This window comes from Gilliamella sp. ESL1225 (genome assembly GCF_058502635.1).
In genome coordinates this window covers 1,290,861-1,303,866 of the sequence record NZ_CP196358.1, presented here as the reverse complement: position 1 = coordinate 1,303,866, position 13,006 = coordinate 1,290,861, and the positions used below count along the sequence as shown (strand labels likewise).

The window sequence follows — 13,006 nt, the reverse complement described above, 5'->3', positions numbered from 1 at the left end:
TGATATTAACCTTATATAAATTTTTTATCATTTTACACGAATTAAAAATGTTTTGCTAAATCTATTAACGCATTTAAATTATGTATATGAATATATTTTCCTTTAACGGTTAATATTTCTAATTTTTCAAATTTTGTAAAATTTCGACTAATTGTTTCAATGGTTAACCCTAAATAATTAGCAATATCCATACGGCTCATCATTAATTTTATCGTTAATGTAGTATTTCCCCGTTGTAAATATTGTAGATATAAAGAATAAATAAAGTAGGCTAGTTTTTCTTCGGATTTTTTTAACGAATTATATAAAGCTATTTTTTGATATTTGTACAAATTACTACTTAATAAATGAAAAATATAATTACGAATAAATGAATCACATTCGATTTTATTCATTAATATCGAATAATCAATTTCATAAATAATTGAATTAACAAGTGTTTTTGTATTGTAATTATATTTATTTGTTGTAATAGCATCTAATCCAATAATGTCACCAGCTAAATAAAAACCATTGATTTTTTCATGATTATTTTGGCATAAAGTATACGTCTTTACAGCACCAGTATGAATAATAAAAAATTTAACAAAAGGCTTATTTTTTTCGGTTAAAAGTTTATTTTTGTCGTAGGTTAGTTTGCGTTGAACAATTTTAGTTAAGGTGTCGTTATTGAGCATATAAATAAAATGTTCATTATTAATAAAGTGGTGGGATGTTGAAGAAATTTGAGAACTTAATTTTTTAGCATCATTGAACATGAGTTAATAGTTAATTCTAAATTTAAAACAGTAGATTAGCATTTTTTTCTAAAAATACAATTAATTAAATTTTTCCAGTTTTTAATTTTTCTTTATCAGCATTATTTGAAATATTAGATATCGTGTTATGAGATTAATAACAAATTTATAAAAGAAGAATGGAGCAATTTTAATATTTATATTTAATTTAACATAATATATATTATGCGAACTTAAGTTAATAAGAAGATCTTTACTTATTAATTGCTAATGTATTTTAACGAAATTAAAAAATTTAAATCCGAATTAATCATTTTATTACAGAAAATAAAGAATCAATGATTATGATTTTGTTTAGTTTTTATCGTTATTTAGCTGATTCTTACAACATAAACCAAAATTAGTTTAACTTGTTATTGGTTATTAAAACAAATAAAAAATTACCGATTTTCGATGCTTTTATTTGCAATTTAATTTATCATTTTGCTTCCTATATTGATTAACAATTAAAATGAGATGAAAGGAAATATTTTAGCTTTTTCAAATAATCAAAATATTGCCGTGCAAGAAATGCAAACAACATATTACTTTTCAACAAGCATTAACTAAAATTATTAATGAAGAAAAATATTTACGATTTCAATTTATTTGTTATAACTTAATGAGGTATGTTTCTATATATCTATGCTTTATATCATAAATAATAAATTTGAAGCCTACAAAATATTACAATTTATAACCTAATTTCTATAAAAATATGTCTTGAATATTTATATTAATGCCCTTTTTTACTTGGCTTTTTTTATTCAAATAAGATAAATATTAAGACTTATCTAAATAAATAACTTCGCTACCTGGTAATGGCATTTTTAAGATATGATTTTTAATTTTTCCCCATACTTGCATTTCACATGCCTTACAATTAAATTTTAAAATGAGTTCTTCATTATTATGCACAAGCTTCATTGGGCTAACTTTTGTTTTTACCCCTTGCACACCTTTTGCTTGCTTAGGACAAAGATTAAATGCAAAACGCAAACAATGTTTAGTTATCATTAACGGTGCATCTTCAACAACTTTATGGGCTTCATAAGCATCTTCAATTATTTCAACACCATGTTCTTTATAAAATTCTCGAGCTTTATGGTTATAAACATTAGCTAAGAAAGATAATTGGTTATCTGGGTATATTGGTTTTGGTGAGATTTCAGCTTTTCGAATTGCACAAGTATATTTTGTTATTCGTTTATCGCTTAATTTTGCAATAACTTCTCGCCTTAACTGATTTATTTGGCTGCTAGTAATAAAATAAACTGTCGTTAGATTAATGGTTAAATCTTGTAAATAATAAGATGTCTGACCTAATTTAGATAAGTTGTCTTTGATTACCTTTAAAGTTTTATCTTTTTGTTCTGCCACCTCAAATTCATGATTAAGATCATAATAACTTATGATCCCTTCTTCACTTTCAGCAATTAGCCTAACACTTTTATCATTATTAACTAATGTCAGTTTTATGCCAATTAATCGGCGGCTTGATTCTTTTAATAAATTTTGTTGCCAAACATGGTCAACATTACGATTTACGGTTATAGGTAATTTTACCGATAGTAACTCCTTTGGAATTTCGTTAGTTATTATGCGATATTGATTTTGATTTATTTTTTCTACTTTATCGGCTCGAAATCCAATAATTTCACGTTTTATGAGAACATTCAATCCATCTCCATTATGCAAAGGATTTTCGGATTTGATCTCAATATACTCAGAAGTCACTTTAGTTAATTCACCGGCCTGTAATCCAATAAATTTAGGCGAATCAAAAGCACCGATGTTGTTTTGCCTTCCATGAACAAAATAATCGGTGCTGCCCCGATGAAAGGTTTGCTTAGGATCAGGTATAAAAGAATGGTTAACTTTACCACTCGATGCTGGTATAAATTCAGGATGGTGGGTCATAATTGCATCGAGTTTTTGCCTGTAAAATGCAGTAATATTTTTTACATAAGTTAAATCTTTATAACGACCTTCTATTTTAAAAGATCTGACTCCTGCTTGAATCAATTCTTCTAAATTATCCGCTTGATTATTATCTTTCATTGATAATAAATGTTTTTCGTAAGCAACAACCCGATTCTGATCATCTTTTAATGTAAAGGGTAAACGGCAAGCCTGTGAACAATCTCCACGATTAGCTGAGCGCCCTGTTTGTGCGTGAGAAATATAACATTGTCCTGAAAATGCAACACATAAAGCACCATGAATGAAGTACTCTATTTTTGCATTACATTTTTGATGAATAGCTGTAATTTGCTGAAGATCTAATTCACGAGCCAATACAATTTGAGAAAATCCTACATCTGCTAAAAAAGTTGCTTTTTCGACACTGCGTATATCCATTTGCGTACTTGCATGCAGATCAATAGGTGGAATATTTAATTTTAAAATACCCATGTCTTGAATGATTAAGGCATCAACACCTGCTTCATAAAGTTGCCATATCAATTTTTGAGCAGGCTCTAATTCATTATCATGTAATATTGTATTAAGTGTTACAAAAACTTTTGCGTAGTAATGATGAGCAAATTGCACTAATTGATGAATATCGCTTATTGAATTTCCTGCATTATGGCGAGCACCAAAACTTGGTCCTCCAATATAAACAGCATCGGCACCATGTAAAATAGCCTGTTTTGCAATTTCTAGATTTTTAGCAGGACTTAATAATTCTAAGTGATTATTATTTATTTGCGAGGCAATTTGTGACATTGTAACATCTCATTAAAAACATGTTATTAACAGAATTAATTATTACCTATAATAACCTCCTTTTATTTAAAATTAAAGAAGGTTATTCATAGAGTTAATCAATTATACATTGATTAACGATCAACTTTTATCTAATAAATTCATATATAAATTATAGTGTTGATTTATTAATATAAGTTCCTTCTCGTAAGGCTTCGATTCGTTTATCTAATGGTGGATGTGACATAAATAATTCTGAGAATTTAATTTTTTTTGCTCCATTAATACATAAAGCCATAACTGTACTTTCTTCATGTGGTTCACTACTCTTTTTTAAGCATTGCAAGGCGGCAATCATTTTCTGGCTACCAACAAGTTTAGCTGATCCTGCATCGGCAAAAAATTCTCGTCTTCTTGAAAACCAAAGAACAATGAGACTGGCTAATACGCCAAATACTGCCTCGAAAACCATAGCGATTAAATAATAAGAAACCTGTGAATCGGATTTATTACGATCTGACATTGATTGAGCGACAAGCGAGGCTAAAATTCGAGATATAAAAATAACAAAAGTATTTACAACTCCTTGTAATAAGGTCATGGTAACCATATCCCCATTAGCAATATGACTCATTTCATGTGCAATAACAGCTTCAGCCTCATCTTTAGTCATTGTATTTAATAATGCTGTGCTAACGGCAACAAGTGAATTATCTCGTCTTGCGCCTGTCGCAAAAGCATTCATATCTTGAGCTTGATAAAGAGCAACTTCAGGAGTTTTAAGATTAAGGCGCTTTGCTTGGCGAGTTACCACATCGATTAACCATTGTTCTTGGGCATTTTTTGGTGTTGTAATAATTTGACCGCCTACTGATCGCAGCGCAATGGTTTTCGATAATAATAACGATATAATTGACCCAGTGAATCCAAAAATAGCAGCAAAAAGAAGTAATCCTAAAGTACTTTGTCTATCAATACCAAAAATACTTAAAACAATACCAAAAACAAACATAACTGCTAAGTTTGTTAAAATGAATAATCCTATTCGTAACATATATTGCCTCTTTTAAATGGGAGTAATACCCTTCTTATGAATTTATATAAATCTTAGATTTCAAATTTAAAGAGTAGTTTTATATGATTTATCGTATTTTGTCACTATCTTCATAATGTTTAATATAAAAAATATGAGATAAATAATCGAAAATTTGAATTAAAATGGCGAAGGCTCCATCGGCCACATCCCACACACATATTTTTTACTTTGGCTGCTTCCTTCCGGACCTGACCTGATGAGCAAAAAAATGTTGCAAGAGGACCCATGGAGCCTCCATTGAAGAGGCATTATTATGCAAGAATTTGTTAATGAATTCAATCTTTTTTAGCGCTCATTTAAAATAAAAAAAGCTTTTCAAAGGAAACCAATGAAAAGCTTATTAAATTATTATTTGAATCTTATTCAAAGAGCAATATTTTTTTCAATCCGTTCTCTAAATTTAATTCCTGGTCTAAATGTTACTACTCTTCGAGCTGATATAGCAACGCTTTCGCCTGTTTTGGGATTTCGTCCCGGACGTGATGTTTTATCACGTACCGTGAAGTTACCAAAACCCGATAATTTAACTGGTTCTCCTCTTTCTAAAGACATGCGAATTTCTTCAAAAAAAAGTTCAACAAGTGATTTAGTTTCTTGGCGATCAATATTAAATTTTTCAGCTAGGCGTTCGGCTATATCCGCTTTTGTCAATGTCATAATTATTATTCTCTCAATAGGGCTTTAAAGCGAGTTTGTAAAACAGAAATACATTTGTTTACAATATTCGCGATTTCTTCATCTTCTAAGGTTCTTAATTTATCTTGTAAAGTGAGGCTGATAGCAAGGCTCTTCTGATCGGGTTGAATGTTTTCGCCCTGATACACATCAAATAAATTGATTTTAACAAGTTGACAACCAGCAGCATTTTTACAAGCATCAATAATGTCAGACGCAGGAATACTGTTTGAGACAAGAATAGCGATATCACGACGGTTTGCCGGATATTTTGAAATTTCTTGAGCTAACGGAATTTTCTTTGATTGAAATTTAGTCAAATTTATTTCAAAAACAAACGTTTTACTATTTAAGCCTAACCTTCTTTCTATTTCAGGATGTAAAACCCCGAAATAACCTACGTTAACATTATTCGAATATAAGGACACACTTTGCCCAGGGTGTAAAGAGGCTAATTCAGATTTTGTGAACTGGATCACGTTTGAATAACCTAAAAGAGATAAAACAGCTTCAATATCGCCTTTTAAATCATAAAAATCCACATGCCTTTTGGTTTGATCCCAATGTTCTTCATATAAAGAACCTGTGATAACGCCAGAAAGCATTTGTTCTTGTAAAATACCAAGATCAGCCTTTTCATCAGGAACAAAACGTAATCCTGTTTCGAATAAACGAATACGAGATTGTTGGCGATTTTGATTATATAAAACAGCATTTAATAAACCTGTCCAAAGTGATAAGCGCATAGCTGACATTTCACTTGATATTGGATTTGGTAGATGTATTGCTGGTTCATTTGGATGCAGAATTTGTTGAATTTTTGGATCAACAAAACTATATGTCACTGCTTCTTGATAACCACGATCGACTAAAAGATCTTTTATTCGTTGTAACGATATCTTACCTTCTGGTTTTGGTTGCATGACTGATTCGATCTTCAAGTTTACATTAGGAATATTATTATATCCGTAAATACGAGCTATCTCTTCGACATAATCTTCTTCAATTTGCAAATCAAACCGCCAACTAGGAGCTGTAAGTGTCCAAATATCATTTTGATATTCAACTTTACAACCTAATCTTAGTAAAATATCAGTTATCTGTTGTGTTTCAATAGAATAACCAATAATGCGATCAATTTTTTGACGATTCAATAAAACTGTCTCATTTTTTGGTAATTCATTTTCATTTGTAACATCTATAATAGGTCCAACTTCACCACCACAAATGTCAATAATTAATTGTGTTGCTCGTTCTATCGCTGCAAGTTGTAATTTTGGATCGACACCTCGTTCATATCGATGTGATGCTTCAGTATGTAATCCATACTTTCGAGCTTTACCGGTAATCGCTAAAGGAGCGAAAAAAGCAGCTTCTAATAAAATATCTTTTGTATTAGTCGTTACTCCTGACTCTAGACCACCAAAAATACCGGCTAACGCTAGGACTTTATGCTGATCTGCAATGACTAATGTATTATCATCAAGTACAACTTCATTACCATCAAGTAATACTAATTTTTCATCTACTTTTGCATATCGAACAATAATACTACCTTCGATTTTTGATAAATCATAAGCATGCATTGGATGACCTAGTTCTAATAATACAAAGTTAGTAATATCAACAATAGCATCAATAGATCGGATCCCCCCACGACGAAGCTTTTCTTTCATCCATAAAGGCGTTGCCGCCTTCGCATCAATATTTTTAATCACACGAGCTAAAAATTTTGGGGCTGCATTAGGTTCATTAACTTGAATATTAAGCGTTTCAGAAATAGATACCGGGGCAGGATTTACTGATAATTTTTGCATTGCAATATTATTTATCGATGAAATATCCCGAGCAATGCCAATAATACCAAAGCAATCGGCACGATTTGGTGTCACACTAATATCAATAATGACATCATCAAGTTTTAAATATTCACGAATATCTTGACCAGTAGGTGCATCGATAGGTAATTCAATGATACCACTGTGATCTTCTTTAATTCCTAATTCCGAGTAAGAACATAACATTCCTTCAGAAGGTTCACCTCGTAATTTAGCCGGTTTAATTTTAAAATCACCAGGTAATATAGCTCCAACTTTTGCACAAGCCACTTTTAAGCCTTTACGACAATTAGGCGCTCCACAAACTATATTTAATAGTTCAGGTTGACCTATATCAACTTTGGTAATTCGCAATTTATCAGCATTAGGGTGTTGTTGACATTCTACAACTTCACCGATAACAACGCCTGTAAAATCACCTGCAACTTTTTCGACATCATCAACTTCTAATCCAGCCATTGTTAATTGATCGGATAATGTATCGCTACTGATTTCTGGATTAACCCATTCACGTAGCCAGCTTTCACTAAATTTCATGTCTTGGTCTCCAGATTAGTTAAATTGTTTTAAAAAACGTAAATCATTTTCAAAAAATGAACGCAGATCGGTGACGCCGTAACGAAGCATGGTTAATCTTTCTATTCCCATACCAAAAGCAAAACCACTATAGATTTCTGGATCTATACCAACATTGCGTAAAACATTAGGGTGAACCATTCCACAACCTAAAACTTCTAACCATTTACGATTTTTAGCCTTAATATCAACTTCGGCTGAAGGCTCGGTAAAAGGAAAATAACCTGGTCTAAAACGGATCTCCATGTTTTCTTCAAAGAAACAATGTAGAAAGTCATGTAATAATCCTTTTAAATGACCAAAATTGATATTTTTATCGATTAGTAACCCTTCCATTTGATGGAACATTGGTGTGTGTGTTTGATCATAGTCATTACGATAAGTTCTACCCGGTGCAATAATTCGGATAGGTGGTTTTTGATTTTCCATTGTACGAATTTGAACTGTTGATGTTTGCGTTCTTAATAAACGTTTGGCATCAAACCAAAAAGTATCATGATCAGCTCGTGCTGGATGATGAGCCGGTATATTTAGCGCATCAAAGTTATGGTAATCATCTTCGATTTCAGGTCCCGTTGCTACCATAAAACCTAGTTCGGAAAAAAAATCAATTAAACGATTAATCGTTTTTGTGACAGGATGTAATCCGCCTAATTCTTGAATTCTACCTGGTAAAGTGATATCAATCGTTTCATTCGCTAATTTTGCATCAAGTGCTTGTTTTTCTAATAGTGTTCGTTTTGTATTTAAACAATCGACGACTTCTTGTTTAGCTTCATTAATTTTTTGTCCAACTGCCGGACGTTCATCACTAGGAACATCACGTAATGATGCCATTTGTAAGGTAAAAAAACCCTTTTTACCAAAATATTCAACCCTAATTTGTTCGATAGTATTGATATCTTTTGCATGTTCAATTGCTAATTTAGCATTTTTAACCAGTTCTAATAATTGAGACATTTGGTTCTCCTAATTAGTATTCAATATATAAAAAAAGCCTCTTCCGAGGCTTTTATAATTATCTTTCGTTTATCATTTGCCTCTTTAGTAAACTATTTTAATAAAGCAAAAAAAGAAACGAAAAATAACTAAATACATCACTAATTTGTTCTCTATTAAAAATAATAAAAGCCGAAATAATTCGGCTTTTAAAAGACTATTATAATGCAGCTTTTGCTTTTTCAACTAATGCAGCAAATGCATTTTTATCAAACACAGCAATATCAGCTAAGATCTTACGATCAATTTCAATTGATGCTTTCTTTAAACCATTAATAAAACGGCTATAAGATAAACCACATTGACGAGCAGCAGCATTAATACGTGCAATCCATAATTGACGGAATTGACGTTTACGTTGACGACGGTCACGATATGCATATTGTCCTGCTTTAATTACCGCTTGGAAAGCAACACGATAAACACGTGAACGAGCACCATAATAACCTTTTGCTTGTTTTAAAATCTTCTTGTGACGTGCACGAGCAATAACTCCACGTTTAACACGAGCCATAAACTATATCCTCTAAAATATTAATCTTAATAAATTAAGCGTATGGTAAACACGCTACAACTAAACCTAAATCACCTTTTGACACAGTAGTCAAACCACGTAAATGACGTTTACGTTTAGTTGATTTTTTAGTTAGGATATGACTTTTGTTTGCTTGCTTGTGTTTAAATCCACCAGAAGCTGTTTTTTTAAAGCGCTTAGCAGCACCTTTTACAGTTTTGATTTTTGGCATTTTAAAATTTCCACTTCACATTGTTAATGATAATAAAATAATGGTGTGATTCTAGAACAGATAATACTAAATAATTATTGCCTTAACCTAATCTAAAAATACTATAAAGGTAAACTTTATAGTATTTTATTGTAAGATTTAGCGATATTTATTATTAATACGTTATAAATATCAACTTGTTAACCATTATTTTTTCTTCGGCGCAAGTACCATAATCATTTGACGTCCTTCAATCTTAGTTGGATAAGATTCAACAACAGCCAAATCAGTTAAGTCTTGTTTAATGCGATCAAGCATTTCAATCCCTATCTGCTGGTGAGCCATTTCACGACCACGGAATCGTAGTGTTACTTTAGCTTTATCGCCGTCTTCTAGAAAACGAATCAGGCTGCGAAGTTTTACCTGATAATCGCCTTCATCTGTACCAGGTCGGAATTTAATTTCCTTAACCTGAACAACCTTTTGCTTTTTCTTCTGTTCTTTTGTAGCTTTACTTTTCTCGTAGAGGAATTTGCCATAATTCATAATTCGACAAACTGGTGGTTCCGCATTAGGGCTTATTTCTACTAGATCTAAACTAGCTTGCTCAGCTTGTTTTAATGCTTCATCTAAGGTCACAATACCAAGTTGCTCCCCTTCTACACCGGTTAACCGGACCTCACGAGCAGTAATTTCATCATTGATTTTATGTGCCCGTGTTGACTGAATTCGTTTACTGACTTTAATATCTAATTCCTCCAAATTAAGTGAGCTTTTAATTCATTTGTTCTAATGAACGATTATGAATTTCGTTATGTAACAATTCTATAACATGTTTCATTTCAAAGCTACCAAGATCTTTACCTTGACGTGTTCTCACTGAAACAGTGCCTGATTCCATTTCTTTGTCCCCACAGACAAACATATATGGAACGCGTTTTAAAGTATGCTCGCGAATTTTAAACCCTATTTTTTCATTTCTCAAGTCTGCTTTTGCTCTAATGCCAACTTTTTGCAATTGTTCGCTTATTTGCGTAACATATTCGGCTTGTTTATCTGTAATATTCATAACAGAAACTTGTAAAGGGGCAAGCCATGTAGGGAAAAATCCTGCGCAATTTTCAATCAATATCCCCATAAATCGTTCCATTGATCCTAAAATTGCACGATGGATCATAACGGGAACATGTTTTTCATTATCTTCACCGACATATACGGCATCTAAACGTTCTGGTAGCATAAAATCAAGTTGAACTGTACCGCATTGCCAAGCACGTCCTAAGCAATCATGAAGTGTGAATTCTATTTTAGGACCATAAAATGCACCTTCACCAGGTAAGTATTCGAATTTAATGCCATTTTCCGTTAAGCATTCAGCTAAATCTTTTTCTGCCAGATCCCAAGTTTCATCTTTACCAATTCGTTTTTCAGGACGAGTTGATAATTTTACGGTAATATCAGTAAAACCAAAAGTACTATAAACATCGTAAACCATTTTTATGCAACTATTGACTTCACCTCGGATTTGCCCTTCTGTACAAAAAATATGTGCATCATCTTGAGTAAAACCTCTAACTCGCATAAGTCCATGTAATGATCCAGATGGTTCATTTCGATGACAACTTCCAAATTCAGCCATTCGTAATGGTAAATCTCGATAAGATTTTAATCCTTGATTAAAGATCTGCACATGACCAGGGCAATTCATTGGTTTAATACAATATTCCCTATTTTCAGATGAGGTGACAAACATTAATTCCTTATAGTTACCCCAATGCCCTGTTTTTTCCCATAATAAACGATCCATCATGAATGGACCTTTTACTTCTTGATATTTATATTCTTTTAGTTTAGTACGGACAAAAGTTTCAAGCTCACGAAACACAATCCAACCGTCATTATGCCAAAATACCATGCCCGGTGCTTCTTCTTGCATATGATAAAGATCGAGTTGTTTACCAATTCGACGGTGATCACGTTTAGCGGCTTCTTCTAAAAATTGTAAATAACTATCTAATTGTTTTTTGTCTGCCCATGCGGTGCCATAAATACGTTGTAACATTTTATTGTCACTATTGCCTCGCCAATATGCACCCGCTATTTTTTGTAATTTAAAATGATGGCAAAAACGCATGTTCGGGACATGAGGACCACGACACATGTCAATGTATTCTTCATGATGATATAAAGCAGGTGAAGCATCTTTTGCAATGTTTTCATCTAAAATAGTCATTTTATAAGGTTCATCACGATCTTTAAAAACATCTCGTGCTTGCTGCCATGTTACGACTTCTTTTTTGACATCATAATTTTTCTTTGCCAATTCAAGCATCCGTTTTTCGAGGGTATCTAAATCTTCTTGTGTTAAGGAATGATCTAAATCGACATCATAATAAAAACCATTATCAATTGTTGGACCAATCGCCATTTTCGTATCTGGCCATAGTTGTTTAATGGCATGACCTAATAAGTGAGCACAAGAATGACGTATAATTTCAAGTCCATCGTCATCTTTAGCCGTGATAATTGCTAACTCCGAATCGTGTTCAATTACATCGCACGCATCTTTGCGTTCGCCATTAACACGACCTGCAATACATGCTTTTGCAAGCCCAGAACCAATACTTTGGGCAACCTCTAATACAGTAACAGGTTTATCAAAATGACGTTGATTTCCATCAGGAAGAGTAATAATTGGCATAATAAATCCTTTATAACAGTGGTGCGCCATACGAAAGCGCACATGTAACAATAAAAATAAGCCGGATATATTACCATCAATCGCAATATTTTTAAATAGTATATTGTAAAGAAGACTAGGGAATTTGTATTTTTTTATCAAAATGATATAGGCTTAATATCGTAAAATAATGTTATAAAAACAAATTACACTTTTAGAAATAATTCTCGGCTCTTGAAAGGTTTAGAGCCAACGTAAGGTTTTAATGCTAAACGTGTAAATCGCTTAGCGGCTTTTAACGTTTCAGAACTATTAAATTCCCTTTTGCCCATTGCTAAAATTTGCTCGCCGCTAAAACTAGAACTATTTTGTAATAAACTACTTAAAAAGCCTTTTTCAGGATGATATTGATAAAGCATAGAGTCAATAATTGGCTCTTTTGTCGCATAACAATGAAAAAAATCCAAGTGATAACCTAAATTTTCGAGTAAAGCTAATTCAAATTTTCTTAATACATTTTCAGCTGGTATTTGTTTGGCCAAATCTTGTAAGCTAATTAAATAATCATTAAAAAGTGATGGCATATCTGTTTCAGCAATCAAAACACGATGAAGAAGCTCATTAATATAAAATGCGCTATATAGCCAGATTGAAGCTAAAGGTAATGATAATGACATGGCTTCAACATGTTTTAATGTTTTAACTTCCCCAAGACCTGAATATTGAATAATAATTGGCGTAAAAGCTTGTAAAATTCCTTTTAAAGGTGATTTTTTTCGCCTAGCTCCTTTTGCTAAAACCGTAACTTTTCCCTTATGCTCGACAAAAAGATCAGCAAGTAAGCTACTTTCAGTATAAGGTCTACAATGTAAAACAAAAGCCCTTTGCCAATTTTCCATAAAATTACACTCTTTAGATTATTCAATTTAATA

12 protein-coding genes and 1 other RNA gene are annotated in these 13,006 nt (G+C 32.1%); all 13 read right to left on the bottom strand.

What is annotated here, in order from left to right; genetic code table 11:
- Positions 1 to 41 precede the first annotated feature (41 nt).
- Complete coding sequence (locus ACSYSW_RS05935; RefSeq protein WP_491705937.1) at positions 42 to 758, bottom strand: helix-turn-helix domain-containing protein; 717 nt, start codon at positions 756 to 758, stop codon at positions 42 to 44.
- Between the two features lie 801 nt (positions 759 to 1,559).
- The gene (locus tag ACSYSW_RS05930) at positions 1,560 to 3,506 is read right to left on the bottom strand and encodes a peptidase U32 family protein (protein WP_491706176.1); all 1,947 of its coding nucleotides are present in this window, start codon (positions 3,504 to 3,506) and stop codon (positions 1,560 to 1,562) included.
- Positions 3,507 to 3,657: 151 nt separating this feature from the next.
- Complete coding sequence (gene htpX, locus ACSYSW_RS05925) at positions 3,658 to 4,539, bottom strand: protease HtpX (RefSeq protein ID WP_491705938.1); 882 nt, start codon at positions 4,537 to 4,539, stop codon at positions 3,658 to 3,660.
- Positions 4,540 to 4,713: 174 nt separating this feature from the next.
- Positions 4,714 to 4,809: signal recognition particle sRNA small type (ffs, locus tag ACSYSW_RS05920), an RNA gene on the bottom strand.
- A 135-nt stretch (positions 4,810 to 4,944) separates the two neighbouring features.
- Complete coding sequence (locus ACSYSW_RS05915) at positions 4,945 to 5,238, bottom strand: integration host factor subunit alpha (protein WP_491705939.1); 294 nt, start codon at positions 5,236 to 5,238, stop codon at positions 4,945 to 4,947.
- Positions 5,239 to 5,243: 5 nt separating this feature from the next.
- A complete protein-coding gene (gene pheT, locus ACSYSW_RS05910; protein ID WP_491705940.1) occupies positions 5,244 to 7,631 on the bottom strand; it encodes a phenylalanine--tRNA ligase subunit beta in 2,388 nt (795 codons plus the stop codon).
- A gap of 15 nt (positions 7,632 to 7,646) precedes the next feature.
- Positions 7,647 to 8,630: a phenylalanine--tRNA ligase subunit alpha gene (gene pheS / locus ACSYSW_RS05905; protein WP_491705941.1), complete on the bottom strand. Its 984-nt coding sequence runs from the start codon at positions 8,628 to 8,630 to the stop codon at positions 7,647 to 7,649.
- Positions 8,631 to 8,714: 84 nt separating this feature from the next.
- On the bottom strand, positions 8,715 to 8,768 hold the full coding sequence (gene pheM, locus ACSYSW_RS05900) for a pheST operon leader peptide PheM (protein ID WP_491706076.1): 54 nt from the start codon (positions 8,766 to 8,768) through the stop codon (positions 8,715 to 8,717).
- Positions 8,769 to 8,829: 61 nt separating this feature from the next.
- On the bottom strand, positions 8,830 to 9,183 hold the full coding sequence (rplT, locus tag ACSYSW_RS05895) for a 50S ribosomal protein L20 (protein WP_491705942.1): 354 nt from the start codon (positions 9,181 to 9,183) through the stop codon (positions 8,830 to 8,832).
- A 34-nt stretch (positions 9,184 to 9,217) separates the two neighbouring features.
- Positions 9,218 to 9,415, bottom strand: a complete 198-nt coding sequence (gene rpmI, locus ACSYSW_RS05890) for a 50S ribosomal protein L35 (RefSeq protein ID WP_491705943.1) — start codon at positions 9,413 to 9,415, stop codon at positions 9,218 to 9,220.
- Between the two features lie 186 nt (positions 9,416 to 9,601).
- Positions 9,602 to 10,141: a translation initiation factor IF-3 gene (gene infC / locus ACSYSW_RS05885; protein WP_491706077.1), complete on the bottom strand. Its 540-nt coding sequence runs from the start codon at positions 10,139 to 10,141 to the stop codon at positions 9,602 to 9,604.
- A 28-nt stretch (positions 10,142 to 10,169) separates the two neighbouring features.
- Entirely contained in the window at positions 10,170 to 12,095 is a 1,926-nt protein-coding gene (thrS, locus tag ACSYSW_RS05880) for a threonine--tRNA ligase (protein ID WP_491705944.1), read from the bottom strand.
- A gap of 185 nt (positions 12,096 to 12,280) precedes the next feature.
- The gene (gene recO, locus ACSYSW_RS05875; RefSeq protein WP_491705945.1) at positions 12,281 to 12,973 is read right to left on the bottom strand and encodes a DNA repair protein RecO; all 693 of its coding nucleotides are present in this window, start codon (positions 12,971 to 12,973) and stop codon (positions 12,281 to 12,283) included.
- Positions 12,974 to 13,006: the final 33 nt, after the last annotated feature.

Bases quoted from the DNA above. Each gene is read 5' to 3' on its own strand.
- ACSYSW_RS05935 (WP_491705937.1), bottom strand. From the start codon at position 758: ATGTTCAATGATGCTAAAAAATTAAGTTCTCAAATTTCTTCAACATCC.
- ACSYSW_RS05930 (WP_491706176.1), bottom strand. From the start codon at position 3,506: ATGTCACAAATTGCCTCGCAAATAAATAATAATCACTTAGAATTATTA.
- htpX (WP_491705938.1), bottom strand. From the start codon at position 4,539: ATGTTACGAATAGGATTATTCATTTTAACAAACTTAGCAGTTATGTTT.
- ACSYSW_RS05915 (WP_491705939.1), bottom strand. From the start codon at position 5,238: ATGACATTGACAAAAGCGGATATAGCCGAACGCCTAGCTGAAAAATTT.
- pheT (WP_491705940.1), bottom strand. From the start codon at position 7,631: ATGAAATTTAGTGAAAGCTGGCTACGTGAATGGGTTAATCCAGAAATC.
- pheS (WP_491705941.1), bottom strand. From the start codon at position 8,630: ATGTCTCAATTATTAGAACTGGTTAAAAATGCTAAATTAGCAATTGAA.
- rplT (WP_491705942.1), bottom strand. From the start codon at position 9,183: ATGGCTCGTGTTAAACGTGGAGTTATTGCTCGTGCACGTCACAAGAAG.
- rpmI (WP_491705943.1), bottom strand. From the start codon at position 9,415: ATGCCAAAAATCAAAACTGTAAAAGGTGCTGCTAAGCGCTTTAAAAAA.
- thrS (WP_491705944.1), bottom strand. From the start codon at position 12,095: ATGCCAATTATTACTCTTCCTGATGGAAATCAACGTCATTTTGATAAA.
- recO (WP_491705945.1), bottom strand. From the start codon at position 12,973: ATGGAAAATTGGCAAAGGGCTTTTGTTTTACATTGTAGACCTTATACT.